Origin of the sequence: Lautropia mirabilis (genome assembly GCF_900637555.1) — a bacterium.
GTDB classification, from domain to species: domain Bacteria; phylum Pseudomonadota; class Gammaproteobacteria; order Burkholderiales; family Burkholderiaceae_E; genus Lautropia; species Lautropia mirabilis.
The window spans coordinates 957,165-983,426 of sequence record NZ_LR134378.1; the positions used below are offsets into that span (position 1 = coordinate 957,165).

The window sequence follows — 26,262 nt, forward strand, 5'->3', positions numbered from 1 at the left end:
ATGAAGCGATGGCCCGCCGCCCGCGCCTGATCCTGCCCGGCCAGCTCCATCACATCCTGCTGCGCGGCAACAACGACCAGCCGGTGTTCGTCGACGACGAGGACCGCCAGGCGTTTCGTCAGATCCTGGGTGAGGCTGCCCGCCAGCAGGGCGCCACGCTGCATGCCTGGCTGCTGCTGCCCAACCGGGTGCATCTGCTCGTCACCCCGCGCGAGGAGCGGGCTCTGGCCGCTGTCATGCAGACGCTGGGCCGGCAGTACGTGCGCTGCTTCAACACCCGTCACCAGCGCAGTGGCACGCTCTGGGAAGGGCGTTTCCGTGCATCGCTCATCGAGGGCGCACGCTTTGGCCTGGTCTGCCAGCAGTACCTGGAACGGCTGCCGGTGGCGATGGGGCTGGCCTCCACGCCTGCCCATTACCTGTGGTCCAGCGCACGCCACCACCTGGGGCTAGAGCATGAGCCTGGCCTGCAGCCCCAGCCTGCCTACTGGGCGCTGGGCAACACGCCCTTCGAGCGTGAGGCCGCCTGGCAGACCCGACTGGCGGAAGAAGCCCTCGCCCAGGCGCTGGCCGAGGTGCATCCGCACCTGGCCCATCGAGATCTGGCCCGGGCCCTGGCCAGTGGGCACCCCATCGCTACCCTTGCATGGCTGCATCGGCTGGAGCTGATCCATGACCGGACGCTGCAGTTTCGTACGGTGGGCCGGCCGGTGAAGAGGATCGCCGCCGGGCCACGACAGGCCTCGAAAAATTCGTAAACCACTGATTTATATGTATAAAATCTCGCCTGAGAGGGCTGCGACCACGCTTGTTGCCGTATCTCGCCCAGGAGGCAGTTTGTTCTGTCCCCATTATTGGAAAATAGAGCCATTTATCGATAATTAACTTGCTCTGGCCCCAATTTTCTCATTGCGCAGCAGGGTTTGACATTCTTATTCTTGCGTCCGTAGCGTGTCCGGGAAAGTCCTGACAAGGGGCTCTGGCAGGCGCTTGCGGAACCAGGAGAGAACCCATGCCGATATTCCAGCCCCGGGCGCTGCCCGCACCGCAGGGGATGTACAACCCCGTCAACGAGCACGATGCCTGCGGCGTCGGCTTCGTGGCACACATCAAGGGCCGCAAGAGCCACGAGATCGTGCAGTACGGGCTGCGCATCCTGCTCAACCTCGACCATCGCGGCGCCACCGGGGCCGATACGCTGTTCGGTGACGGGGCCGGGATGCTGCTGCAGATTCCGGATGCACTGCTGCGCGAGGAGATGGCTGCCCAGGGCGTGACGCTGCCGCCAGCGGGCGAATATGGCGTGGGCATGATCTTCCTGCCGCGCGAGCCGGCTTCGCGCGCCGCCTGTGAGAAGGAATTGGAGCGCACCGTGCGCGACGAAGGCCTGGTGGTGCTGGGCTGGCGTGACGTGCCGGTGGATGCCGACATGCCGATGTCGCCGCTGGTGCGCGACTCCGAACCTGTCATCCGTCAGCTCTTCATCGGTCGGGGCCAGAACGTGATGGTGCAGGACGCGCTGGAGCGGCGCCTGTACCTGCTGCGCAAGCGTTCGGCGCACCGCATCCAGAACCTCAACCTGAAGTTCGGTCACACCTATTTCGTGCCGTCGATGTCGACGCGCACCATCGTCTACAAGGGCCTGCTGCTGGCCGACCAGGTGGGCGTCTACTACAAGGATCTGGCCGATCCGCGCTGTACCTCGGCGCTGGCCCTGGTGCACCAGCGCTTTTCCACCAACACCTTCCCGGCGTGGGAGCTGGCGCACCCGTTCCGGATGGTGGCGCACAACGGCGAGATCAACACCGTCAACGGCAACTACAACTGGATCCGTGCCCGCGAGGGCACGATGGCCTCGCCGGTGCTGGGGGCCGACCTGCAGAAACTCTATCCGCTGATCTTCCCTGGCCAGTCGGACACGGCCTGCTTCGACAACGTGCTGGAGCTGCTCACCATGTCGGGCTACTCGATGGCCCACGCGGTGATGATGATGATTCCCGAGGCCTGGGAGCAGCATGCAGCCATGGACCCGGCGCGGCGGGCCTTCTATGAATATCACGCCGCGATGATGGAGCCGTGGGACGGTCCGGCGGCGCTGGCCTTCACGGATGGCCGGCAGATCGGCGCCACGCTGGACCGCAACGGCCTGCGGCCGGCACGCTACCTGGTGACGGAAGACGATCTGGTGGTGATGGCGTCGGAGTCCGGCGTGCTGCCCGAGATCGCGGATTCGCGCATCGTCAAGAAATGGCGGCTGCAGCCCGGCAAGATGTTCCTCATCGACCTGGAGCAGGGTCGCATCATCGACGACAGCGAGATCAAGGCGCAGCTGGCCGCCTCCAAGCCCTACCGGCAGTGGATCGACGCGCTGCGCATGCGCCTGGACGAGGTGGCCGGCCCCGATGACGACAGCGTGCCGCAGCCGACGGAATCGCTGCTGGACCGCCAGCAGGCCTTCGGCTACACGCAGGAGGACATCAAGTTCCTGATGGCGCCGATGGCGCTCAACGGCGAGGAAGCCATCGGCTCGATGGGTACCGACACACCGATCACGGTGCTGTCGGCCCACAACAAGCCCTTCTACCACTACTTCAAGCAGCGTTTCGCGCAGGTCACGAACCCGCCCATCGACCCGATCCGCGAGGAAATGGTGATGTCGCTGGTGAGCTTCATCGGCCCCAAGCCCAACCTGCTGGACATCAACAACGTCAACCCGCCGCTGCGGCTGGAAATCGACCAGCCTATCCTGCGGCCGCCGCAGATGGCGCGGCTGCGCGACATCGCCCGCTTCACCGACGGCAAGTTCCGCAGCTTGGAGCTGCCTTGCTGCTACCCGGTGGCCTGGGGGCGTGACGGCATCGAGGCGCGGCTGGCCGCCCTGTGTGCCGATGCCGTGGATGCGGTGCGCAACGGCTACAACATTCTCATCATCACCGACCGGACCATGGACCGCGATCACGTGGCCATTCCGGCGCTGCTGGCCCTGTCGGCCGTGCACCAGCACCTGATTGCCCGCGGGCTGCGCACCAACACCGGCCTGCTGGTCGAGACGGGCTCGGCACGCGAGGTGCATCACTTCGCCGTGCTGGCTGGCTACGGGGCCGAGGCCATCCACCCCTACCTGGCCATGGAAACCATCGTCGACATGCACCGCGAGCTGAGCGCGGAACTGTCGGCGGAAAAGGCCATTGCCAACTACATCAAGGCCATCGGCAAGGGGCTGCGCAAGGTGATGTCCAAGATGGGCATCTCCACTTACATGTCGTACACCGGGGCACAGGTGTTCGAGGCGGTGGGTCTGGCGCGCGAACTGGTCGATCGCTATTTCACCGGCACGGCCAGCAACATCGAGGGCATGAACGTCTTCGACGTGGGCGAAGAGGCGCTGCGCATGCACCGCACCGCCTACGGCAATCAGGCCGAGCTGGCCCATGCGCTGGCGGCGGGCGGCGAGTACGCCTACCGCGTGCGCGGCGAGGAGCACATGTGGACGCCGGACTCGATTGCCCGGCTGCAGCATGCGGTGCGGGCCGGCAGCTTCCAGACCTACAAGGAATATGCGCAGCTGATCAACGATCAGTCAAAACGACTGATGACGCTGCGCGGACTCTTCGAGTTCCGCTTCGACCCCGAACGGGCCATCTCGCTGGACGAGGTGGAACCTGCGTCGGAGATCGTCAAGCGCTTCTCCACGGGGGCGATGTCGCTGGGTTCCATCTCCACCGAGGCGCATGCCACGCTGGCCGTGGCCATGAACCGCATTGGTGGCAAGTCCAACACCGGCGAGGGCGGTGAAGACCCGGTGCGCTATCGGCAGGATCTGAAGGGCATCCCCATCCGGACCGGTGCCACGCTGGCCAGCGTGCTGGGCAAGGATGTGGTGGAGGCTGACTATCCCCTGCAAGCCGGCGACTCGCTGCGCTCGCGCATCAAGCAGGTGGCATCCGGGCGCTTTGGCGTCACCGCCGAATACCTGGCCTCGGCCGACCAGATCCAGATCAAGATGGCGCAGGGCGCCAAGCCGGGCGAGGGCGGGCAGCTGCCCGGCCACAAGGTCAGCGACTACATCGCGCGGTTGCGCTGCTCAGTGCCGGGTGTGGGACTCATCTCGCCGCCGCCGCACCATGACATCTACTCCATCGAGGACATTGCCCAGCTCATCCATGACTTGAAGAACGCCAACGACCGCGCCTCCATTTCGGTGAAGCTGGTGTCGGAAGTGGGCGTGGGCACGGTGGCGGCAGGTGTCGCCAAGGCCAAGGCCGACCACATCACCATTGCCGGCCACGATGGCGGCACGGGCGCCAGCCCGCTGTCCTCGCTCAAGCATGCCGGCACGCCATGGGAGCTGGGGCTTTCCGAAGCGCAGCAGACGCTGGTGCTCAACCGTCTGCGCGGCCGCGTGCGCATCCAGGCCGATGGTCAGATGAAGACCGGACGCGACGTGGTGATCGGCGGCATCCTGGGGGCCGATGAATTCGGCTTTGCCACCGCACCGCTGGTGGCCGAGGGTTGCGTCATGATGCGCAAGTGCCACCTCAACACCTGCCCGGTGGGCGTGGCCACGCAGGATCCGGTGCTGCGCCGCCGTTTCGCCGGCAAGCCCGAGCACGTCGTGAACTACTTCTTCTTTGTGGCCGATGAAGTGCGCCAGCTGATGGCGCAACTGGGAGTGCGTACTTTCGATGAGCTGATCGGTCGCACGGAGTTTCTGGACATGCGGCGCGGCATCGAACACTGGAAGGCGCAGGGGCTGGATTTCTCACGGGTGTTCTACAACCCGCCCATGCCGGCCGATGTGGCGCGTCGTCAGGTGGAGACGCAGGATCATCGACTGGAGCGCGCGCTGGATCACGTCCTGATCGAGAAGGCGCGACCGGCGCTGAAAAGCGGCGAGAAGGTCAGCTTCATCCAGCCCATCCGCAACGTGAACCGGACCGTGGGCACCATGCTTTCCAGCGAGGTGGTGCGCCGCTTCACACACGAAGGGCTGCCTGACGACACCATCCATATCCAGTTCAATGGCGTGGCCGGACAGTCGTTCGGTGCCTTCCTGGCGCGTGGCATCACGCTGGACCTGGTGGGCGAGGCCAATGACTACGTGGGCAAGGGCCTGTCGGGAGGACGCATCATCGTGCGCTCGCCCAACGACTTCCGGGGCTTCGGACCCGAACAGATCATTGCCGGCAACACGGTGCTCTACGGCGCGATCGAGGGCGAGGCCTTCTTCAACGGCGTGGCGGGCGAACGCTTCGCGGTGCGCAACTCGGGCGCGGCCACCGTAGTGGAGGGCACCGGCGACCATGGCTGCGAATACATGACCGGTGGTACCGTGGTGGTGCTGGGTCAGACGGGACGCAACTTTGCGGCCGGCATGTCGGGCGGTGTGGCCTACGTGTTCGACCCGGCGGGTGATTTCGCCAGCCGCTGCAACACCAGCATGGTGATGCTCTCGGCCGTGCTGCCCGAGGCCGAGCAGCGCGCCAGCATCGATCCGACCATCTGGCACCGCGCCCGGCCCGGCCTGCCGGCGCAGACCGACGAGGAGATCCTGAAGACACTGGTGCAGGCGCATTTCCGCCATACCGGCAGCTTCCGGGCCCGCGACATCCTGGCTGACTGGGAAACCATGCGCGGCCGCTTCGTGAAGGTGGTGTCTCCCGAATACCAGCGCGCGCTGGCCGACATCGCCGCACGCCGCCAGGCGGAATTGCCGCCGGGCGAGGCCGAACGCAGTGCCGATGCCGAATCGGTGGGCACGGTGGCCGCCGTGGCCGATGGCCAGCATGCCGCACCGAAAGCAGGCAAGACCCGGCAGGCCAGGGGTGGCAGCAGTGCCGGCAAGGTGCCGGCCGCACGACGCAGCGACGACATCTGAGGAAGGACCATGGGAAAGATCACCGGATTTCTGGAATTCGCCCGGCTGCAGGAAGCGGCCGAACCCGCTGCGGAGCGCGTGCGGCACTATCGTGAGTTCATGGTGCACCTGGACGATGCCCAGGCACGCCAGCAGGGGGCTCGCTGCATGGATTGCGGCATCCCGTTCTGTCACAACGGCTGCCCGGTCAACAACATCATCCCCGACTGGAATGACCTGGTGTATCGGGACCGCTGGCGCGAGGCCATCGAGGTGCTGCACGCCACCAACAACTTCCCCGAGTTCACCGGGCGCATCTGTCCGGCCCCGTGCGAGGCGGCCTGTACGCTCAACATCAACACCGACGCGGTGGGCATCAAGTCCATCGAGCACGCCATCATCGACAAGGCCTGGGCCGAAGGCTGGGTGAAGCCGCAGCCGGCGGCGCGCAAGACCGGCAAGCGGGTGGCGGTGGTGGGTTCGGGCCCGTCAGGGCTGGCCTGTGCCCAGCAGCTGGCGCGTGCCGGCCATGCGGTCACCGTGTTCGAGAAGAATGACCGCATCGGTGGTCTGCTGCGCTACGGCATCCCCGACTTCAAGCTGGACAAGACGCTGATCGATCGGCGCGTGGGCCAGCTGAAGGCGGAGGGCGTGGAGTTTCGTACCGGCGTGGCTGTCACCAGCGACTTCCCGGGCATGGTCTGCAACCTGTCCACGGGCACGATGCCGGCCAGCAAGCTGCTGAAGAGCTTCGATGCCGTCGTGCTGGCCGGTGGCTCGGAAGTTCCCCGCGACCTGCCCATCCCGGGACGTGAACTGAAGGGCGTGCATTTCGCCATGGAGTTCCTGCCGCTGCAGAATCGCGTGGTGGCCGGCGACTCGTTGCCCAACCAGTTGCGTGCCACCGGCAAGCATGTGGTGGTGATTGGTGGTGGCGATACCGGATCGGACTGCGTGGGGACCTCGCACCGGCAGGGCGCAGCTTCCGTCACCCAGTTCGAGCTGATGCCCAAGCCGCCCGAGCACGAGAACCGCCTGCTGACCTGGCCCTACTGGCCGGTGAAGCTGCGTACCTCCAGCTCGCACGATGAGGGTGGCCAGCGCGACTGGTCCGTCACCACGAAGGCCTTCAATGATGATGGCCACGGCAACGTCAAGTCGCTTACCTGCGCCCGCGTGGCCTGGGTGAAGGACCGCGTCACCGGTCGGATGACCATGGAAGAGGTGCCCGGTTCCACCTTCGAGGTGAAGGCCGATCTGGTGCTGCTGGCCATGGGCTTCGTGCACCCGGTGGCGCAGATGCTGAAGGCCTTCGATGTGGCCACCGACGAGCGCGGCAACGCCCGCGCCACGACGGAAGGCGATTCTGCCTATCAGAGCAGCCGTGAACGGGTCTTCGTGGCCGGTGACATGCGCCGCGGCCAGTCGCTGGTGGTCTGGGCCATCCGCGAGGGCCGCCAGGCGGCCCGGGCGGTGGATGCCTTCCTGATGGGGGCATCGGATCTGCCGCGCTGAGCGTCACTGACGGTCCGTCGCCACGCCCGTGAACGCCGATCGGCCCCCGCTGCCTGTCGGTCAGCACCCGGGCGGCCGCTTGGCCTTCCCCGCCTACAGTGCCAGCATGCCGGCCCTGTCGCCGGCGGCTGACGGGGAAGGAATCAATGACGGACTGGATCGGAGCAGATAGCGAGAAGCTGACCGCTGCCTATGCAGCGCAGGAGGCTTCGCCGGTGGCGGTGGCCGAGGCGCTGTTCGAGCACATGACAGCGCAGGATGAGGAGCTGGGCGCGGTTCGGGTGCTGAGCCGCGAGGCCGCGCTGGAGAGCGCGGCCGCTTCCGAGCGACGCTGGCGCAGACACGCGCCGCAGTCGCCGCTGGATGGCGTGCCGGTGATGGTGCGCGAGGACATTTCGCTGCCGTCATATGCCAACGAAGTGGAAGGCGTCTCGCCGGTGGTGGCGCGGCTGCTGGAAGCCGGCTGCGTGGTGCTGGGCAAGACGGTGATGGCAGCGCACGATGCGGTGGTGGCCGGTCGCTGCATCGAGGGTCGCCTGGTGCGCAACCCGTGGCAGCCGGCGCTGACCACCGGCGGTTCGTCAGCCGGGGCGGCGGTGGCCTGTGCGGCGGGCTATGCGCCACTGCATGTGGCCATCGATCGGATCGGGTCGCTGCGCATGCCGGCCGCCTTCTGCGGTGTGTTCGGCTTCAAGCCCACGCAGGGCAGGGTGCCGCTGGCTGCACCGGCCATGGGACGTGTGGCGGGCCCGATCACCCGCAGCGTGCATGATGCGGCGGCGATGATGAACATCCTGGCCCGCCCGGATGACCGTGACTTTGCCTGCCTGCCGCCCGAGAGCCCGGAGTACCGGATGCGGGTGGACGGGATGAGTCCGAAGTCGCTGACCATCGCGGTGCTGACCGACATGGGGGTGGGGCCGGCGGTGGATCCCGCCATCCGCCTGGCGGTGCAGGAAGCGGCCCGAGCGCTGCAGACGGCCGGGGCCAGTGTCGAGATGATCGACGGCTTCCTGGATCCGGAGATGTTCGAGAGCATGCAGATGCTGCTGGAGGCCGGTGCCCATAGGGATCTGGAGGCGATGAGCGAGCACGAGCGGGTTCGCCTGCCGGGCTTCGTGGTCGACTGGGCCGGGCGCCGTGCCCCGGGCTTCAGTGGCCCGCAGGTGATGCAGGCCCTGGCCGACATCGTGCGCATGCGCGCCGCCATCAACGAGGCGATGATGGGCTACGACTATCTGCTGATGCCGGTCTCGCCGGTGCTGCCGTGGGCGGCCGGCTCGCTGTCGCCCACCAACGACCCGCAGGACGGTCTGCCGCATGTGGCCTTCACGGTCCCCTGGAACTTTGCCGAGCATCCGGCGGCGTCGCTGAACTGGCGCCATGGTGCCGACGGGGTCCCCGTGGGGGTGCAGGTGGTGGGCCATCGCTTCGACGATCTGGGGGTGCTGCGGCTGTCGCGCACGCTGGAGATCATGCGTCCCGAGCAGGCGGGCTGGCCGCTGGGCTGAGCACTCACGCGCCATCGGGTCCCGGATCGGGTCCACGAGGTGCCCCGGGCGCGGTGTCGGCCCGGGGATCCCGGCTTCGTCTCGGGCGGTGGGCGCGGTTGCCGTCCGGGGAGCGCCGGGGCACTCGGGCGGGATGTGGTGCCGTATCCACCGGGCAGGGCGCGCGCCGGCAGTCGTTGGCCGGTATCGACGGTATCATTAGAAGCGGGACAGCCTGTGCCAGGTGGTCCCATGCGCCCTTCAACCGAGATAGTCATGTCCGAACTCGACGAGATCAAGCGTCATATCCGTACCATTCCCGACTGGCCCAAAGCTGGGGTGATGTTCCGCGACATCACGCCGTTGCTGCAGGATCCCCGCCTGCTGCGGGCCATGACGCGCATCTTCGTCGAGCGCTACGCCGAGGCCGGCATCTCGCTGGTGGCCGGCATCGATGCACGGGGCTTCATCATCGGGCCGCTGATCGCACACCAGCTGGGCGTGGGCTTCGTGCCCGTGCGCAAGCAGGGCAAGCTGCCCTTCGAGACCGTCTCGGCCACCTATGATCTCGAGTACGGCACGGCCACGGTCGAGCTGCACATCGACGCCTGCAAGTCCGGCGACCGGGTGCTGCTGGTCGATGACCTGATCGCCACGGGCGGCACCATGCTGGCAGCCGTGAAGCTGTTGCGCCAGCTGGGCGCCGAAGTGGTGGAAGGTGCGGCCATCATCGAACTGCCCGAGCTGGGCGGGGCGGCCAAGCTGCGCGAGGCCGGCGTGCCAACCTTTGCGCTGGCGCGCTTTTCCGAAACCGAACAATGAGGGCGGATGCCGGACCGGCACCGGTCAGGGTCGACAAATGGCTGTGGGCCGCGCGCTTCTTCAAGACGCGTGCGCTGGCCCAGGACGCCGTCGAGAATGGCCGGGTGCTGGTCCAGGGCGAGCGCGTCAAGGTGGCGCGCCTGCTCAAGGGAGGGGAGCTGCTGCGCATCCGCACGGGTGACGTGCAGCGCGAAGTGGTGGTGATGGCGCTTTCCAGCGTTCGGGGGCCTGCGCCGGTGGCGCAGACGCTCTACCAGGAAACGCCGGAATCCGTCGCCGCCCGCGAGGCTGCTGCCGAACGCCGGCGCTTCGAGCGTGAGCCGGCCCAGGGCCTGCACGGCCGGCCTTCCAAGCGCGATCGGCGCGAACTCTCCCGAATCCGTCTGGACTGATCTTTCTTCATTCATGAACCCATCTTCCGAAAACGCCGCCCGTCTGACGCTGTTGCAGCAGGCGGCTTCCCTGGCCAACGACGGGCTGGACCCGCTGGGCAGCGCCACCGTCTCGATGCGCTGGGCGCGTCCGGCTGCCGACGGGCTGCTGCTGGTGCCCGTGAGCGCCTGTGCGGCCGCGCAGGCCTGCCTGCCTGCCACCTCTGGCTGGGAAGCTGGCGCGACAGCTGCTCCCTGGGGCGCATCGGCCGGCCTGGCCGGGCATGACGTTTCCGCCTTCGATGGCATGCCGGCCGACGGTGCCGGCCACGATGCCCTGGCAACCGGAGAGTTCCCCTTCGCCGAGGGCGCAGTGGAAGCAGACCCGGCATGGTTCAACGAGAGCCAGGCGCCGGGCAGCGCCCGCGGCCCGGAATGCGAAGCCCTGGAGCTGGCCGTCTGGCATCCGCTGGATGAGGCGGATGTGGCGGGGCTGCACGGCGGCATCTATGCACATCGGCCCGATGCCGGTGCGGTGGCGCTGGTGGCGTCCCCCTTTGCCGCCACGCTGGCCTGCTGCCGCGACGTGCAGCTTGATGGCATCCCGTTCTTTCACCCGATGGTCGCACTCTCGGGCCGTCCGCAGATCGCTTGCTGCCCGGCCGGCGTCTATGCCGTGCTGGCGGGGGCTGCTCCGGCAGCCGGCACGCCGGCCGACGAGCTGGCCCAGGCCTTTGCCGATGACCCGTTCGGGGAATATGGCGTCGAGCCGGCCGGCAGTCCGGCCGCCTGCATCGCCAGCGCGCAGCAGATGATCCTGCAGGCCCTGGGCGGCGGCAATGCCTGCCTGGTGGCCCACTACGGTCTGCTCACCGTCGGCCCCAATCCTCGGGCAGCGGTCTCGCTGGCCCGCCAGCTGGAAGCGCTGTGTCGCATCTACTGGCAGGCGCTTCAGGTGGGCGGCGTGCGGGTGATGCCCATCCGAACCCGCTGATATCGCCATGGAGACCGGCAGGGACGCTACCGCGCGGACGCCGCCGGTTCCGGTCGGCGGGGTCGGTGTGCGCTTTTCCGGCCAGGGCAACGACTATTTCCGTATCTGGATCGCCGACCTGCTGTGCATGATGCTGACCGGTGGCCTGTACTGGCCCTGGCTGCGTCGGCGTCGCTGGCTGTTCCTGGATGCCAATACCTGGGTCGGCGCGCATCGGCTGGCCGACCTGCAGCAGGCGCCGCTGCCCGGCGTCTGGCCCCCGCGCTGGCAGCCGCTGGCCGTGGGCGCCTTCATCATTGGCCTGTGGCTGTTCATCACCCGCTCCATGGGCATCTTCGGGTGGCCCATGCTGGTGGCGCTCTTCGGCATCAGCGGCCCGCTGTGGCTGTACACCGGCTGGCGGGCCCGTCTGGGCCTGGTGGGCTGGCGTGGCGCACCGCTGGACTTCCAGGGTGACCTGCTGACAGCCTGCCTGGTCTGGATCCGCATGTGTCTGCCCCTGGTGCCGGCCGGCTTGCTGATCAGCGCGCTCTTTCTGGACAACTTCCGGCTGTGGCTGCTGGGCCGCAGCTGGACATCCCGCTACGGTCTCACCTCCGAGGTGCAGGAGCTGATTCCCTGGATGGTGGCCCTGTCCGTGGCGCTGGCCATGGCCAACTGGTATCACGCCGCGGTTCATTTCGGGCTGGGCCATGTGCACCATCCGGACGGCGTCGGCCGCAGCCGCCTGCATTTCTGGCCGCTGCTGCGGGCGGCTCTGGTGGCGATGGTGCTCATCCTGCCGGCGCCCTTCCTGGCCATCGGTCTGGTCTACGCCAACTGGCCGGTGCTGCTGTCGCTGCTCAGCATCGAGCCGCCGGGCACCCTGGAGAACCTCTCCAACCTGGCGCCCGATGCCGATTCGCTGTTCGGCAGCCTGCGACTGGATGTCTCGGTGCTGGACGGCAGTGTGCTCACCGATGGCGGGCTGTGCGTCGCCTGTCGCGCCACCATGGTGCTGCTGATGCTGGCGGGCTGCGGCCTCTTGCTGATGATGGGTTGGCGTTACTTCTCCACCCGGCTCTGGAACAAGACCTGGAGCACCTTCCGGGTGGGGGGCTATGCCTTCGAGGGCCACCTGGCAGCAGGCCGGCTGATGGCCACCGGCTTCTTCTGTGACGTACTCACGCTGCTGACCCTGGGGTTGTATTACCCCTACGGCGTGGTGCGCATGGCCCGCCTGCGGCGCGAGTCCGTGCGGGTCCTGTCGCTGACCGAACCCATCGAGGGGGCCGTCAACCCGCCGCCGGCAACGCCCCTGGCCGTTCCCAGGCCCCGCACCCACTGGGTACTGGCACTGGGCCTCATGGCAGCCCCGCTGGTGTTCGCGGTCTGGGTGGCGCTCTATGGCAGGCCGGTGCTCAGCGACATGTTGGTGCGTGCCATGCCGCCCGCCTTCGACACTGCCCTGGGCGACGCCACACTGACCCGCCTGCAGCGCGAGGGCGTGCAGCCGTCGCGGCTGTCCATCGAGACCCAGAAGCGCCTGCGTGAAGGGTTGCAGGCGGCCGTGCAGAAGAGCTGGGAGCCCCGGGAGCTGCCGCCCTACCGCATCCAGTTCGTGCGGGGTGGCGACGTGCTGGGGCCCAACGCCGTGACGCTGCCCGGCAACCTCATCCTCATCACCGACGAGCTGCTGGGCCTGGCGGCCCGTCAGCCCGACCGCGCGGCTGTGCTGGTGGGCGTGCTGGGGCACGAGATGGCCCACGTCATCCACCAGGATCCGCAACGCATCCTGCTGCTGGCCTCGCTGCGCAAGTCGGTGAAGATGGTGCTGACTGGCCAGGGGCAGGACGACCTGCTGGCCTCGGGGGCCGACACCGTGCTCTACCAGGGCTACGGCGCCAATATCCGGCAGGCGGCCGATGCGGGCAGCATTCGCATGCTGCGGGCCAACGGCCATTCGCCCCAGGTCATGGCCGATTTCCTGAAGGCCCTGGAAGCCGCACGCTTCACCAACCCGGCCTGGATGGTGGCCGCCCAGCGCGTGCCCATCAGCTTGTCTGCCCAGCCGGTGGATGCCCGCAGGCTGGAAGCCTTCAAGGACATAAGTGAGTAATCACTCGCTATTGGGTCCTGCTGTTTGATTGCGCCGCCGGTTGGCCTTCATGGGCCGCCGGTCTCTTGCCGTGTTCATCTTCGGCAAGCGCGAGGGCATAGTCGATCCGTTCTCATCGACCGGTCTCTACCATGCCCAACGAACAACCGTTCCCGAGCGACGCCGCCTCCCGCCAGGCCAGCCATGCTGGATGCACGGCTCATGCCGCCCCCGGCCTGAGGATGGCAACCGCGGGCGTGGATACCACTGAAGCCAACCGCCGCCCCATCAAGGCGCGCGGCAACCCGTTCATCCAGCGGCTGGCGCGTCGAATGGCCGAGGCCGGCATCACGCCCAACAGCATCTCGGTGGCCAGCGTCGTGTTTGCGGCCCTGGGGGCTGTCTGCCTGCTGGTCAGCCCCGTCGGTTGGGGGGGCATTGCCTGTGCCGTGGGCATCCAGCTGCGCCTGTTGTGCAATCTCATCGATGGCATGGTCGCTGTCGAAGGCGGTCGCAAGACGCCCACCGGCGCGCTCTACAACGAAGTGCCCGACCGTGTGGCCGATTCGGTGCTGCTCGTGTCCCTGGGGTATGCCGTGGGCGTGCCGTGGCTGGGCTGGCTGGCCGCACTGGCGGCCGCCTGCACCGCCTACGTGCGGGTGCTGGGCGGCTCGCTGGTGCTGGTGCAGAGCTTCCGCGGCCCCATGGCCAAGCAGCACCGCATGGCGCTCATGACCGGCGCCTGCCTCCTGTCACCGCTCTTCGGGACCACCGGCCTGCTGCACCTGGCGCTCATCCTGATGGCCCTCGGTGCGCTGATCACCTGTGGCACGCGCCTGAAGGGGATTGCCGCGCAGCTGCGCTGATTGGCGGGCATGCGATGTGGCCTGGGCTACGCTGAGCAAGTCCGTACGGCCGTTTTCCCGGACCGGGGCATGACGAGATGCTCTGTCGCCAATAGCTCCACTGGGTGGTGAACCGTGCATCGTCCTGCATTTGTCTCGTGGTGCGCCTGCCTGTGGGGCTCGTTCAGAGGGCTGAACGACTGAAGGGCCATTGCGCTTCTGGCACGATGGAATGAACGAGAATTGCGTGTCAGTCTCGTTTCTCTTTCATGCCATGTCCAAATCCCTGTTCGCTTCCCGCTCGATCCTGGCCCTGCCGCTGCTGGTCTCCCTGCTGAGCCTCACCGGTGTAGCCGATGTGCGGGCGGCTGATTCTGCGTTTGTACGGCCGGCCGGTACGACGAAGACCGCCGCTGGCCAGACCTCTTACACGCACTACCCGCTCACGCTGGAGAACTGCGGCCAGAAGGTTACCTATCGCAAGGCTCCGGAGCGCGCCGTCGCGCTGGGTCAGAACAGTGCCGAGATCCTTTTGCTGCTGGGGCTGCAGGATCGCATGGCAGGCACCGCCTTCTGGCCCAGCAAAGTACTGCCGCAGGTGGCCGACGCCAATGCCAAGGTGAAGCTTCTGACGGTGGAGATGCCCCGATTCGAGTCCATTCTGGCCGAGGAGCCCGACTTCGTGGCGGCTGCACTGCCTAGCCTGATGGGGGCCAACAGCAAGGTGGCCAAGCGCGAAGACTTCCAGAAGATGGATGTGCCCACCTACCTGGCACCTGGTACCTGCCTGGCCAGCGGAACGGCCAAGGATGCCTACGGCAGCCGTGACCAGCTCTGGAATCCCGAGCTTCTCTACCGGGAGATTGATGAGCTGTCGCGCATCTTCGACGTGCCTGATCGCGGTCAGGCTCTGATCGCCGACCTGAAGGCGCGTGAAGCGAAAGTGCGCGCCCTGGCCGCAAAAGGGTTGGTGGCAGGCAAGACCAGGCCGTCCTTCCTCTTCTGGTTCTCCAGTCCGTCACCGTCCGCTGATGCCTATGTAGCCGGCAAGAATGGTGCGTCGGGCTACATTGCCGATCTTCTGGGGGGTACGAATGCCGTCACCAACGAGACCGAGTGGCCGACGATGAGCTGGGAAAGCATCATCGCCACTCATCCGGACGTGATCGTGGTGGCCAGCCTGGATCGCAACCGCTGGGAGCTGGACAAGCCTCAGGCCAAGATCGCGTTCCTCACGTCCGATACTGCTACGCGTGAAATGCCGGCAGTGAAGAGCGGGCGACTGATCGTGATGGATGGTTCGGCCATGAATCCGTCGGTGCGCACCATCTACGGGGCCGAGCAGGTGGCCAGGGCGCTGCAGGATCAGGCGGCTTCACAGGCAAGCGGTGCATCGTCGAAGGTACCCGGTTCGAAGAAATCCGGCGCTTCTTCGGGCAAGTCTGAAGCCCGTTGATGCGCACGCTGGCCCTATGGAGCACGCTGCTGGTTGCGGCGCTGCTCGTCATCGCCCTGGTCGTTGGTGTGAGCGTCGGCATCGGAGATCTGCCCATTCCACTGTCGACGACCGGACATGCCATCACCAACCGGCTGGGCTGGACGCAGGTCGACATCAGTCGCATCCATGAGACGGTGATCTGGGACTATCGACTTTCCCGCGCACTGGCCGCCACCTTCTGTGGCGCCGGGCTGGCGCTTTCCGGAGCGGTGATGCAGGCGTTGCTGCGCAATCCGCTTGCTGAACCCTACGTGCTGGGCATATCCGCAGGCGCATCCACCGGCGCGGTGCTCATTGTCATCCTGGGTATGGGTGTGGGTGTCGTTGGCCTGTCGATGGGCGCCTTCGCCGGCGCATTCGCCGCATTCTTCTTTGTGGCGCTCCTGTCCAACGCCATGCGCAGCGGTCCGGATCGCACCATCCTGGCCGGTGTGGCTGCCTCGCAGCTTTTCAACGCCGTGACTGCCTACATCGTTACCACGGCTGCCAACGCCCAGCAGGCACGCGACGTGATGTTCTGGTTGCTGGGAAGCTTCGGCGGCGTACGCTGGCCGGAGTTTGCTTTGCTGGCGCTGGTCATCTCGGTGGGCCTGGTGGGGTGCCTGATGTATGCGCGTGTGCTGGATGCCTTCGCCTTCGGTGATGAAGCGGCATCGGCACTGGGCGTCAATGTCACCGCTGCACGGCTGGTGCTGTTCGCGCTCACTGCACTGATGACGGCCACCATCGTCAGCATGGTGGGGTCCATCGGCTTCGTGGGCCTGGTGGTGCCACACGCCGCACGCTACGTGGTGGGGCCATTGCATGCGCGATTGCTGCCAGCCTGCGCGCTGGCCGGCGCCGTCTTCATGGTGCTGGCCGACATCGGCTCGCGCGTTCTGGTGGATCAACAGGTGCTGCCGGTGGGGGTCGTCACGGCGCTCGTGGGCGTGCCGTTCTTCTCGGTCGTGCTTTACCGAATGCAGCGTGCTGCATGAATCCTCATGAATCCATGAACCCGCCGATGACTGAAGCCTTTGAAGAAAGCACAGACACCGCAAGAGGACAGACTCACGCGGTCAGCATCACGGCCGAGAACCTGGTCTGGAAGATCGGCCGCAAGACGGTGGTCGATGGTGTGTCCTTCCATGTTCCGCAGGGGCAGACGCTGGGTCTGCTGGGGCCGAACGGTTCCGGCAAGACGTCCTTGCTGCGCCTCCTGGCAGGGCTGAGGAAACCTCTTGCCGGCCGTGTTCTGCTGGATGGACAGGATATTCATCGCATGCCGCGCCGACGGCTGGCGCAGCGCGTGGCTTTCGTGGAGCAACATGCCAGCACCACGGCCAATCTGCGTGTCATCGACGTGGTGAAACTGGGGCGATTTCCGCACCGCAGCTTTCTGTCGGGCTGGACACAGGCGGATGAAAACGCTGTCGAACGTGCCATGGCACATACTGGCATCGACCACAAACGTCTGGACGGCTGGCAGAGCATGTCTGGTGGCGAACGTCAGCGTGCCCACATCGCACGCGCCCTGGCGCAGGAACCGAAGGAACTCTTCCTGGACGAGCCTACCAACCATCTGGACATCCAGCATCAGGTGAGCCTGATGCGTCTGGTGGCGGCATTGCCCATCACCAGCATCATTGCGCTGCATGATCTGAACCATGCCGCCATGTTCTGCGATGCGCTGATCGTGATGCAGCAGGGCAAGATCGTCGCGCATGGCACCCCGACCGACGTGCTGACCGAAGCGCTTCTACGCGACGTGTTCCGTGTCGAAGCCCGCGTGATGGCTTCACCCTTTCACGCAGGGCCGCATATCCACATCCTGCGGGAGGCGGTGCGCGGCATCCCTTCGTCGGAGAATGGCTGAGGCAGCCTTACTTCGCGTCGGTACCCGCGTAGGCCTTTGCGGAGTAGTGGATCAGCCCGGATTCGCCGGCATAGGGGGCACGGTCTTCCACCACGTACTGGTCCACGAAGTTCAGCTTGTCACCGCGTTTCCAGTTCTGGGGCACTGACCACGCCGTGCAATGCAGGCGGCGAACGTGGGTGGTATTGCCGTTCCAGCACAGCTTGGCAACGCCCTCGTTGCCCTTCAGCAGCATCAGCTGGTCGTTGTGGCCGGCCGCATCGGCCCACTGAACCAGCGTGCCATAGGGCACTTCCGATGTCAGCTTGGCCGAGAAGGGCTTGTCCGTGGAGAGGGCCGATTCCACGGGAGCAGGCACGTTGTCGACGCGTCCACCGCCCGGCTTCGCCGGATCGAACCTGGCCGAAACCTGGGTCTGTGCGCCCACGCTGAAGCCGTCAGCCGTCACTTCCAGCGGGACCTTGGCCGTCCAGTAGTTGAAGCGGCGCTGCGTCATGCTGGTGTTGTTGTAGTAATACGGCGTGCTGTATTCGTTGATGGTGTGCTTGCCGGCGGCAGCAGGCTGGTAGGCCGTATGGGTGCTGGAGCATGATGCATCGAACATCCAGCTGCTCGGCTGCGTCGGCGCATCCGGCCGTCTGACATAGTTGCTGGGTTCCAGAATGACATCCGTCTTGATCTCCGGATACTGGTCCGAGACTGCCTTGTCGGCACGGGGGCCATCCAGTCCGGAGGCCAGAACGGCCATGGCGCAGGCCTTCTGATCCAGCATGGTCAGCAGCACGTCGCCGCGCACGCTGTCGTTGGAAATGGGCGCCGAGGCCGGTGTGCCTTCCCGAGGCTGGCTGGCCTGGGTGGCAGCGGCTGCAGCGGGATCGCGGGTGACGGCGCTCTCACTGGCCGCAGGCTGCACATCCTTCGTGGCCAGTGCGCTAGCGTTTTCCGTGCCCGGCAGGGACTTGGTCGCGGTGTTGCTGTCCGCCGAATCGGAGCTGCCACCGCAGGCAGCCAGGGCGGTCAACAGTGCGGCGGCCGTCAGGGACAGACGAAGATCAGGTCGGTTCATGGGAGTCTCCCGGCAAATAGCCTAGATGCGTTGGTGGAACCTGATGCCGTGGCGGCGTGGCGCATGCCGGGCAGATGAATACCGTCTGGTGTCCCAGTCGGGTCGCCGGGCAGGCTCAACAGTCAAACGTCCTGAAAAGGGCTTCAGGCGCGCCGACGGCTCTTGCATGGTGGAAGGAGATGCAGCCCGAAATATGACACTCGGCCGAAGGCTGAAAATTCCGGAAACGATTCGTTAAAACAACCCGCATCCCATGATTCATGGGGTTGCGAATCGTGTCCGGAAGTGCATGGTGCCGTTCTGAACGGGGACCATGCAGAGGGGAATGCGGTGCATGAATGCAAAAACGCCCCGGCATTCGGGGCGTTTTGGGGAGGATCGCATCAAGCCTCAGGGCTGCTGCTGCACCGCCGTGCGGAAATAGCGCACACCGCTCTCGTTCGGGTAGACGCTGCGGTCATCGACGATGTACTGGTCGACTTCCTTCAGCTCCTGGCCGCGCTTCCAGTTGGCGGGTACCTGCCACACCTGGCATTGCAGTCGCTTCACGATCTGCATGTCGATGTTCCAGCACAGCTTGGCCTGATTGCTCTGGCCGGGCAGCAGCATCAGCTGCACCGTGCTCTGGCCCGAGCGCCATTGCTTGAGCACATTGGTGAATGCCACCGTGTCGGACAGCTTGAAGGCGAAGGCGCCGTCGGCCTTGAGCGTGGCATCCTCATTCTCGGGCTTCAGGGTGGCCTGCACGTTGTCCGGGTAGGGATTCCGGTCACGCTGTGCGCTGGCCGGCATGTTCGCCGAGAGTGAGGCGCCGCTGGCCGTGACGGTGAGCTGCGGCGTGAGTGCGATGTTGTTGAAGCCCTTGTTCAGGTTCACCGGGCGGGTCCGGCTGAAGGCGTAGGAGGCCACGTTCAGCACGTAGGTGCCCGGCTTGGCCGGCTGGTACAGGAAGGCGTTGCAGGGCCGGCTCAGGAAGATGGCGCCATTGGGCGGCCACTTGAAATCCGGGTTCTCCTTGTAGGTGCTCGGATCCAGGCTGAACTGGATCTTGGCATCCGACACCTCGTTCTTTGAACGGGGGTAGGCTGGGCCGTCCACGGCACTGGTCTCGGACGGATCCTGGTTGCAGGGCACCTGGTCCAGCATCGTCATCAGCACGTCGCCACGAACGCCGGTCGAGGAGATGAGCGCAGCAGCCGTGCTGGCAGAACCATTGTTCGTGGTGCTGTTGGCGCCCCTTGCACTTGCCGACCCGGTCGAAGCGCTCGTGTTCGTGCCGGTCTCGGCGACCGTATCCGTCGTGCCTGCGCTGCCGGTCGTGGTACCCGTGTCTGTCTGGCTTGCTGCGCCGGTTGATGTCGTCGAATCTGCAGTCGTGCCCGTGGTGCTGGCAACGGGGGCTCGCGGGCTGGAGGAAACGGTCCGCAGGCTCGAATCACTGCCATCGCTGCCACTGCCGCAGGCAGCCAGCAGCAGGGAGAGTGCGGCGGCCGTCAGCGGGGCCCCAAGTCGATATGTCTGCATCATGAACCTCCTGTCGTCGAACACGGCAACGGCGATCGGGACGTACTGCGTCCCGGCGACGCCGTCCTCAAGGACAGGATACGGGGAACACTGGCTGCAGATCGAGAGCGATGCGTCTGCTTGGGTAAAAGCGCATCAAATCGTCAGCGACTGGAAATGACTGTTACAAATTTAAGGGCTCTTGTGGCGTGTTCGCAGCAATGAATTCACGTAGGGGGCAGGCCATGAATGCAGGAACCGCCTGCCGGCAAAGGCCGGGCAGGCGGTCCGAGGCCTGCAGGAAGCAGGCAGGGGCGGGGCTGACCTGATCAGTTGTTGCCGGCACGCCAGTAGGACGTGCCTTTCTCGCCCTCGTAGGTGCTGCGATCGTCCGCCACGTATTGCTGCACTTTCATCAGCGTGCCCTGGCGGAAGTTGGTGGGCACGTTCCAGACGGTGCAGTGCAGACGTTTCACGTGCTGCAGGTGGGTGTTCCAGCACAGCTTGGCCTGACCGGGCTGCTCACCGCGCACCAGCATGATCTGGTAGGAAAGATTGCCTTCCTTCCATTCCTTCAGCATGCCGAAGGGCACCAGGGCGCCGTTGCGGATGGTCAGGTCACTGTCGGCGGTCCATTCATAGCGCTGCACGTCCGGTTCCTGGGCTTCCGGATGGGCCTCGGCATAAGCGCGGCCCGGATCCTGCTTCTCGGCCAGGTGCACGACATTGCCGATGCTGAACTCGTCGTTGCTGACCCGCAGCGACAGCCGAGCGCCGAAGTAATGGAAGCCGCGTTTCACGGAGGCCGGCGTGAAGCGATAGACCGGGTTGCTGTCCTGGTGAATCACATAGGTGGTACCGGGACGGGCCGGCGCGTACATCTGGTCGTCGCTGCAGATGGCATTGGGCGCATGCGACGGATTGCCGTCGACACCAGGGCGGCGCACGTAGTTGCTGCCCGTCTCGTGGTTGCCGGGTTGCGACAGCGTGGTGCCGAAGACCGTTTCGGGCGTGTCGTCCTGGGCTTCAGGCACCGGGTTCCCATCAGGAGCAAACGACAGCACACCGAAGTTGTCGCACGGCCGCTGGTCCAGCATGCTCAGCAGCACTTCACCACGCACGCCCTGGGGCGACAGCGCGGCCACGGCGCTGGGGGCGGGGGGCTGGTTTCCGTCGGGGCTGGCGGCCTGGTTGCGGCCCGCACGGTCATCGTCGGGCGTGACGGTCGGCGTCGCGGGGCTGGCAGTCGGTGCGACCGGCGTGGATGTCGCATTGTTGCTGCTGCCCGGATTGGGGGCGCTGACGGCGCCGGCGATGGGGTCGAGGTGCGTCGGAGCTTGCGGGCTGGCCGACACGGCCTTGCCTTCCGTACCGCCACCACCACCGCCTCCGCAGGCGGTCAGCAGCAGCGCCAGCGCAGCGGCCGTCATCGGAACACGGAACCTGTTCTTCATCATGAATGTTCTCCCGGGCTGTAAGGGGGGCGTATCCAGGAGTCAGGGGCATTCTGGCCATCCATGCTCTCGGGCGCCGAGGTGATGCCCGGCAGCATAGAGACAGACCGCAGAACAGGGGGGCCTGCCGCGGCGGCAACCGATGCGACGGCGGCAGACTGCGGCTGGACGGTGGGTGGGTGTGGTGGCGGGCCCACGTGACTGTTGTGGTATGTGGACCCGCTCAGGCCGGATCAATCACGGCCGCTTGTGCGCCAGTAAAGCAGGCCGGACTCTCCGGGATAGGTCGAGCGGTCATCCACGATGTACTGGCCGTCATCCTTGAGTTCCAGGCCCCGTTTCCAGTTCTCGGGCACGGTCCATACGGTGCAATGCAGTCGCTTCACGTACTTCATGTAGGTGTCGAAGCACAGTTTGGCCTGCCGCGCATGGCTTCCGGGCAGCAGCATCATGTGAGTCGTCATGGTGTAGGAATCGCCTCCAGGGGATTCGTCCTTCCATGTTGTCAGCACGCCGATCGGCACGAAGCTGTTCAATCCGATGGTCTTGCTGCTTGGGGATTGGCCGAAGTTATATTCGGTGTCTTTGGGCTGACCATCCGGATTCGCATCCCTGAAGGTCTTGCCCCAGTAGGCGTTGGCTGTTGCTTCGATGCGGCTTCCAATGATGATGGCGTCCTGGGAAATGGCAACCGGGATGCTGGTGTGCATCATGCTGAAGCCCCGAGGGCGTGAGTCCGGTGAGGTGAATCGCCCGTAGATGGAGCTGTTCAGACGATAGGTGTACACGCCGGTGGCAGCCGGGGTGTAGATGAGGACGGGCGGGCAGAGTGCGCCCGGAACGGGAGAGTGTTCGTAGGTGCTTCGGTGTTCGGGGTTGATGAGGTAATTCTCCGCCGAGAGCGAGTGGCTGATCCATGGGGGAGGGAAGTCTCCGTCGTTTTCCAGGCTGGGACCATCGTGGGATGCACTCAAGGTTCCAAAGGGCTTGCAGGATCGCTGATCCAGCATGGTCAGCAGCACGTCACCGCGCACGCCCTGCGCCGAAACAAGGGGTACCGGTTCCGTGGTGGGGGTGCCGCTTGCCGTGCTATCCGCCGCGGGAGGCGTGAGTGCAGGATTGGCTGGTTGCGGTTGCGGTTGCGGTTGCGGTTGCGGTTGCGGTTGCGGTTGCGGTTGCGGCTGAGGCTGAGGCTGAGGCTGAGGCTGAGGCTGAGGCTGAGGCTGAGCGGCCGGAGGTGTCACCTCGTTGTCGACCGGTGGGGTGGCCGTGTTGGGGTTTCCACGTGCGCGGTTATCGGAAAGCGCGGGAGACGGCGTATCAGGGCTGGATGCTGGCGGCGTGCTGTCGGTGATCCCACTCCCCGAGTTCGCCGGCGCGACCGGATTCACAGGCGCGACAGGGCTGGCCGATACGGCCTTGTCGTTGTTGTCATTGCCACCGCCGCCACCGCAGGCGGCCAGAAGGAGGGCAAGGGCGGCAACGCTGCATGACAGGTGTGCAGGGGTCTTCATGGATGGCGCTTCTCGAAATGTTGTTCCGTGGCGACGTAATGTCGCGGAATGTCGTGGCGCCAAGCTTAGACCCAAAGCCTGGGGGTGCGATGCCTCGTAGGGCGGGCATCGTCTGTTGCGCGTCGATTTGTAAGCCAGCCCGGGGTGCGGTTACAAATCCTGTCGCCTTGATCCGACAGTCATCGGATGATCTGCGCCGGGGGTGAACCGTCTGGCGGTTCCTTCTCGCCCCGGCGGCAGAAGGCTCATGGCTTCATGCCCAGCAGTGGTCGCAGATACCGTCCTGTGTGGCTGGCCTCGCAGGCTGCCACGGTCTCGGGCGTGCCGGCTGCCACCAGGTGGCCACCACCCGCACCGCCTTCGGGGCCCATGTCGATGAGCCAGTCGGCGGTCTTGATCACGTCCAGGTTGTGCTCGATGATGGCCAGCGTGTTGCCCTGATCGCGCAGGCTGGTCAGCACCTTCAGCAGCAGGGCGATGTCGTGGAAGTGCAGGCCCGTGGTGGGCTCGTCCAGGATGTACAGGGTGCGGCCGGTGTCGCGCTTGGACAGCTCCTGCGAGAGCTTGACGCGCTGGGCCTCGCCGCCGGACAGCGTGGTGGCACTCTGGCCCAGGCGGATGTAGCCCAGGCCCACGTCCAGCAGGGTCTGCAGGCGGCGGCTGATCTGCGGCACGGACTCGAAGAAGGTGTGAGCCTCTTCCACCGTCATGTCCAGCACGTCGGCAATGCTCTTGCCCTTGTAGTGGATCTCCAGCGTCTCGCGGTTGTAGCGCTGGCCCTTGCACACGTCGCAGGGGACGTACACATCGGGCAGGAAGTGCATTTCCACGCGGATCATGCCGTCGCCTTCGCAGGCCTCGCAGCGGCCTCCGCGCACGTTGAACGAGAAGCGCCCCGGGCCATAGCCGCGCTCGCGGGCGGAGGGCACGCCGGCAAACAGTTCGCGGATGGGCGTGAAGAGCCCGGTGTAGGTGGCAGGGTTGCTGCGCGGGGTGCGACCGATGGGGCTCTGGTCGACGGCGATCACCTTGTCGAAGTGGTCCAGACCGTCGATCTGGCGGCAGGGGGCAGGTTCCGCCTGGGCGCGGTAGAGCTTCTGCGCCAGCGTCTTGTACAGGGTGTCGTTGATGAGGGTGGACTTGCCGCTGCCCGAGACACCGGTGACGCACACCATCAGGCCCACGGGAATGTCGATGCGCGCTTCCTTCAGGTTGTTGCCGCTGGCATCCAGAATGCGGATCCAGCGCCGGTCAGGCGCCTTGCGCTCGGTGGGCACGGCAATCTTCAGGGCGCCGCCCAGGTACTGGCCGGTGAGGGATTCGGGTTCATTGATGATGTCCTGCACGGTGCCCTGGGCAATGACCTCGCCACCGTGCTCGCCGGCACCCAGGCCCATGTCGACCACGTGGTCGGCGGCGCGGATGGCGTCTTCGTCATGCTCGACGACCAGCACCGAGTTGCCCAGGTCACGCAGGTGGGTGAGGGTGGAGAGCAGCCGGTCGTTGTCGCGCTGGTGAAGGCCGATGGAGGGCTCGTCCAGCACGTACATCACGCCGGTCAGCCCGGAGCCGATCTGCGAGGCCAGCCGGATGCGCTGGGCCTCGCCGCCGGACAGGGTGTCGGCCGAGCGTTCCAGCGACAGGTACTGCAGGCCCACGTCGTTCAGAAAGCGCAGGCGGCTGGCAATCTCGCGGATGATCCGCTCGCCGACGGCGGCCTTGGCGCCTTCCAGTTTCAGGTGCTCGAACCAGTGGGCAGCCTCGCCCAGCGTCCAGGCGCTGATCTCCCAGATGGGCTTGTCATGCCCGGCGGGGCCCACGCGCACGTTGCGGGCGTCGATGCGCAGGCGGGTGCCCTGACAGGCGGGGCAGGTGCGGGTGTGCTGGAACTTGGCCAGTTCATCGCGCACGTTGGCTGAATCGGTCTCGCGGTAGCGGCGCTCGAAGTTGTGGACGATGCCTTCGAAGGGACGGGTCTCGGTGGAGGGCTTGCCGCTGGCGCTGAGCGTGGTGAAGGTGATGGTCTCGCTGCCCGAACCGAACAGCAGGATGCTGCGGACCTTCTCGGGCAGTTCCTCGAAGGGCAGGTCCAGGTTGAAGCCGTAGTGGATGGCCAGGCTCTGCAGCTGCTGGTAGTAGAACTGGTTGCGCCGGTCCCAGCCGCGCACGGCGCCGGCGCCCAGGCTCAGGTTGGGAAACTGCACGATCCGCTCGGGATCGAAGAACAGCGTGTGACCCAGGCCGTCGCATTCCGGGCAGGCGCCCAGCGGGTTGTTGAACGAGAAGAGGCGCGGCTCCAGCTCGGGTAGCGACCAGTTGCAGATGGGGCAGCCGTAGCGTGACGAGAACAGCATGGCGCGCTCGGGGCCTTCGTCCATGGGCTGGGCGATGACGCGGCCATTGGCCAGGTTCAGCGCCGTTTCCAGCGATTCGGCCAGCCGCTGGCGGATGCCGTCGTTCACCTTCAGGCGATCGACCACCACGTCGATGGTGTGCTTCTGGCTGCGGTTCAGCTCGGGCACCTGGTCCAGCTCGTGGATGCGGCCTGCGCTGTCTGCGCCCTGTTCGGCGCCGTCGGCGCCGCCCTCGCTGCGGATGCGCACGCGCACGAAACCCTGGGCCTGCAGCTGCTCGAAGAGTTCCAGATGTTCGCCCTTGCGGTTCTGGACCACGGGCGCCAGGATCATCAGCCGGGTGTCCTCGGGCAGGGCCATGATGGCGTCCACCATCTGCGAGACGGTCTGGGTCTCCAGCCGCTGGTCAGGGTGGTCCGGACAGTAGGGGGTGCCGGTGCGGGCGAACAGCAGCCGCAGGTAGTCGTGAATCTCGGTGACGGTACCCACCGTGGAGCGCGGGTTGTGGCTGGTGGACTTCTGCTCGATGGCGATGGCGGGCGACAGTCCCTCGATCAGGTCGACATCGGGCTTTTCCATCAGCTGCAGGAACTGCCGGGCATAGGCCGAGAGTGACTCCACGTACCGGCGCTGTCCTTCGGCGTACAGGGTGTCGAAGGCCAGGGACGACTTGCCCGAGCCCGACAGGCCGGTGATGACCACCAGCTGGTTGCGCGGGATGTCGAGCGAGATGTTCTTCAGGTTGTGGGTGCGTGCGCCGCGTACGCGGATCATCGGCCGGTCGATGTCCGGATGGGCGTGAGGGGCAGGCTGCGGGCGGGAAGTCTTGGTGGTCATGCGGTCGGGATGGGTGTCCTGCGGATCCCGTAACGAGGCGAACCTGACACTATACCCAATTGATCGGGGGGCCGCGCAGGGCTGCCGTTGTACGGAACACGGCATGGCGGATGCTGGTCAGCGGTGTCGGTGCGCTGGACGATGAGACGGTGGGGCGAATTCCGGCGCGAAATCGCGCCTCTGTGTCGGCGCATTGGACGACGAGGCGGC

18 protein-coding genes are annotated in these 26,262 nt (G+C 66.1%); 13 read left to right on the top strand and 5 right to left on the bottom strand.

Annotated features, from left to right (window positions below; translation table 11 throughout):
* Nucleotides 1–8: 8 nt before the first annotated feature.
* The 12 genes from EL249_RS03920 (at nucleotide 9) to EL249_RS03975 (ending at nucleotide 17,324) form a co-directional block, all read left to right on the top strand.
* Nucleotides 9–758 (top strand): transposase, encoded by a 750-nt coding sequence (locus EL249_RS03920; RefSeq protein WP_005674218.1) that lies wholly within the window; start codon nucleotides 9–11, stop codon nucleotides 756–758.
* 254 nt (nucleotides 759–1,012) lie between these two features.
* Nucleotides 1,013–5,878, top strand: a complete 4,866-nt coding sequence (locus EL249_RS03925) for a glutamate synthase-related protein (protein ID WP_005674217.1) — start codon at nucleotides 1,013–1,015, stop codon at nucleotides 5,876–5,878.
* Nucleotides 5,879–5,887: 9 nt separating this feature from the next.
* A complete protein-coding gene (locus tag EL249_RS03930) occupies nucleotides 5,888–7,372 on the top strand; it encodes a glutamate synthase subunit beta (protein WP_005674216.1) in 1,485 nt (494 codons plus the stop codon).
* 146 nt (nucleotides 7,373–7,518) lie between these two features.
* Nucleotides 7,519–8,883 (top strand): amidase family protein, encoded by a 1,365-nt coding sequence (locus EL249_RS03935; protein WP_005674215.1) that lies wholly within the window; start codon nucleotides 7,519–7,521, stop codon nucleotides 8,881–8,883.
* Nucleotides 8,884–9,114: 231 nt separating this feature from the next.
* Entirely contained in the window at nucleotides 9,115–9,684 is a 570-nt protein-coding gene (locus EL249_RS03940; RefSeq protein WP_005674214.1) for an adenine phosphoribosyltransferase, read from the top strand.
* Nucleotides 9,681–10,076 carry an RNA-binding S4 domain-containing protein gene (locus EL249_RS03945; protein ID WP_005674213.1) on the top strand — a complete coding sequence of 132 codons (396 nt, stop codon included), beginning with the start codon at nucleotides 9,681–9,683 and terminating at the stop codon, nucleotides 10,074–10,076. Before EL249_RS03940 ends, EL249_RS03945 begins: the two co-directional genes overlap by 4 nt.
* A gap of 13 nt (nucleotides 10,077–10,089) precedes the next feature.
* Entirely contained in the window at nucleotides 10,090–11,049 is a 960-nt protein-coding gene (locus EL249_RS03950; protein WP_005674212.1) for a class II aldolase/adducin family protein, read from the top strand.
* Between the two features lie 7 nt (nucleotides 11,050–11,056).
* A complete protein-coding gene (locus EL249_RS03955; RefSeq protein WP_005674211.1) occupies nucleotides 11,057–13,147 on the top strand; it encodes a DUF898 family protein in 2,091 nt (696 codons plus the stop codon).
* 236 nt (nucleotides 13,148–13,383) lie between these two features.
* Complete coding sequence (locus EL249_RS03960; RefSeq protein ID WP_197721602.1) at nucleotides 13,384–13,992, top strand: CDP-alcohol phosphatidyltransferase family protein; 609 nt, start codon at nucleotides 13,384–13,386, stop codon at nucleotides 13,990–13,992.
* Nucleotides 13,993–14,218: 226 nt separating this feature from the next.
* The gene (locus EL249_RS03965; RefSeq protein WP_197721603.1) at nucleotides 14,219–15,427 is read left to right on the top strand and encodes an ABC transporter substrate-binding protein; all 1,209 of its coding nucleotides are present in this window, start codon (nucleotides 14,219–14,221) and stop codon (nucleotides 15,425–15,427) included.
* Nucleotides 15,427–16,446 (top strand): FecCD family ABC transporter permease, encoded by a 1,020-nt coding sequence (locus EL249_RS03970; RefSeq protein ID WP_005674207.1) that lies wholly within the window; start codon nucleotides 15,427–15,429, stop codon nucleotides 16,444–16,446. Before EL249_RS03965 ends, EL249_RS03970 begins: the two co-directional genes overlap by 1 nt.
* A gap of 26 nt (nucleotides 16,447–16,472) precedes the next feature.
* A complete protein-coding gene (locus EL249_RS03975; RefSeq protein WP_050781924.1) occupies nucleotides 16,473–17,324 on the top strand; it encodes an ABC transporter ATP-binding protein in 852 nt (283 codons plus the stop codon).
* A gap of 7 nt (nucleotides 17,325–17,331) precedes the next feature.
* Here the strand turns inward: EL249_RS03975 and EL249_RS03980 are convergent, their stop codons facing one another.
* Together EL249_RS03980 and EL249_RS03985 are read right to left on the bottom strand one after the other, a co-directional pair.
* Nucleotides 17,332–18,390: a hypothetical protein gene (locus EL249_RS03980; protein ID WP_005674205.1), complete on the bottom strand. Its 1,059-nt coding sequence runs from the start codon at nucleotides 18,388–18,390 to the stop codon at nucleotides 17,332–17,334.
* 390 nt (nucleotides 18,391–18,780) lie between these two features.
* On the bottom strand, nucleotides 18,781–19,542 hold the full coding sequence (locus EL249_RS03985; RefSeq protein ID WP_126348073.1) for a hypothetical protein: 762 nt from the start codon (nucleotides 19,540–19,542) through the stop codon (nucleotides 18,781–18,783).
* Nucleotides 19,543–19,573: 31 nt separating this feature from the next.
* On the opposite strand from EL249_RS03985, the gene EL249_RS03990 reads away from it, so the two are divergent.
* Entirely contained in the window at nucleotides 19,574–20,074 is a 501-nt protein-coding gene (locus tag EL249_RS03990) for a hypothetical protein (RefSeq protein WP_126348074.1), read from the top strand.
* Between the two features lie 148 nt (nucleotides 20,075–20,222).
* On the opposite strand, the gene EL249_RS03995 is transcribed toward EL249_RS03990, so the two are convergent.
* From EL249_RS03995 to uvrA, 3 genes are all read right to left on the bottom strand, one after another.
* Nucleotides 20,223–21,350 carry a hypothetical protein gene (locus EL249_RS03995; RefSeq protein ID WP_005674203.1) on the bottom strand — a complete coding sequence of 376 codons (1,128 nt, stop codon included), beginning with the start codon at nucleotides 21,348–21,350 and terminating at the stop codon, nucleotides 20,223–20,225.
* Nucleotides 21,351–21,580: 230 nt separating this feature from the next.
* The gene (locus tag EL249_RS04000; RefSeq protein WP_005674202.1) at nucleotides 21,581–22,861 is read right to left on the bottom strand and encodes a hypothetical protein; all 1,281 of its coding nucleotides are present in this window, start codon (nucleotides 22,859–22,861) and stop codon (nucleotides 21,581–21,583) included.
* 245 nt (nucleotides 22,862–23,106) lie between these two features.
* Nucleotides 23,107–25,989 carry an excinuclease ABC subunit UvrA gene (uvrA, locus tag EL249_RS04005; RefSeq protein WP_040531722.1) on the bottom strand — a complete coding sequence of 961 codons (2,883 nt, stop codon included), beginning with the start codon at nucleotides 25,987–25,989 and terminating at the stop codon, nucleotides 23,107–23,109.
* Nucleotides 25,990–26,262: the final 273 nt, after the last annotated feature.

What these genes read in the sequence shown, in the direction of transcription:
- EL249_RS03920 (WP_005674218.1), top strand. Translation starts at nt 9, where the DNA reads ATGGCCCGCCGCCCGCGCCTGATCCTGCCCGGCCAGCTCCATCACATC.
- EL249_RS03925 (WP_005674217.1), top strand. Translation starts at nt 1,013, where the DNA reads ATGCCGATATTCCAGCCCCGGGCGCTGCCCGCACCGCAGGGGATGTAC.
- EL249_RS03930 (WP_005674216.1), top strand. Translation starts at nt 5,888, where the DNA reads ATGGGAAAGATCACCGGATTTCTGGAATTCGCCCGGCTGCAGGAAGCG.
- EL249_RS03935 (WP_005674215.1), top strand. Translation starts at nt 7,519, where the DNA reads ATGACGGACTGGATCGGAGCAGATAGCGAGAAGCTGACCGCTGCCTAT.
- EL249_RS03940 (WP_005674214.1), top strand. Translation starts at nt 9,115, where the DNA reads ATGCGCCCTTCAACCGAGATAGTCATGTCCGAACTCGACGAGATCAAG.
- EL249_RS03945 (WP_005674213.1), top strand. Translation starts at nt 9,681, where the DNA reads ATGAGGGCGGATGCCGGACCGGCACCGGTCAGGGTCGACAAATGGCTG.
- EL249_RS03950 (WP_005674212.1), top strand. Translation starts at nt 10,090, where the DNA reads ATGAACCCATCTTCCGAAAACGCCGCCCGTCTGACGCTGTTGCAGCAG.
- EL249_RS03955 (WP_005674211.1), top strand. Translation starts at nt 11,057, where the DNA reads ATGGAGACCGGCAGGGACGCTACCGCGCGGACGCCGCCGGTTCCGGTC.
- EL249_RS03970 (WP_005674207.1), top strand. Translation starts at nt 15,427, where the DNA reads ATGCGCACGCTGGCCCTATGGAGCACGCTGCTGGTTGCGGCGCTGCTC.
- EL249_RS03975 (WP_050781924.1), top strand. Translation starts at nt 16,473, where the DNA reads ATGACTGAAGCCTTTGAAGAAAGCACAGACACCGCAAGAGGACAGACT.
- EL249_RS03980 (WP_005674205.1), bottom strand. Translation starts at nt 18,390, where the DNA reads ATGAACCGACCTGATCTTCGTCTGTCCCTGACGGCCGCCGCACTGTTG.
- EL249_RS03985 (WP_126348073.1), bottom strand. Translation starts at nt 19,542, where the DNA reads ATGACGATGCTGGACCAGGTGCCCTGCAACCAGGATCCGTCCGAGACC.
- EL249_RS03990 (WP_126348074.1), top strand. Translation starts at nt 19,574, where the DNA reads ATGAGCGCAGCAGCCGTGCTGGCAGAACCATTGTTCGTGGTGCTGTTG.
- EL249_RS03995 (WP_005674203.1), bottom strand. Translation starts at nt 21,350, where the DNA reads ATGATGAAGAACAGGTTCCGTGTTCCGATGACGGCCGCTGCGCTGGCG.
- EL249_RS04000 (WP_005674202.1), bottom strand. Translation starts at nt 22,861, where the DNA reads ATGAAGACCCCTGCACACCTGTCATGCAGCGTTGCCGCCCTTGCCCTC.
- uvrA (WP_040531722.1), bottom strand. Translation starts at nt 25,989, where the DNA reads ATGATCCGCGTACGCGGCGCACGCACCCACAACCTGAAGAACATCTCG.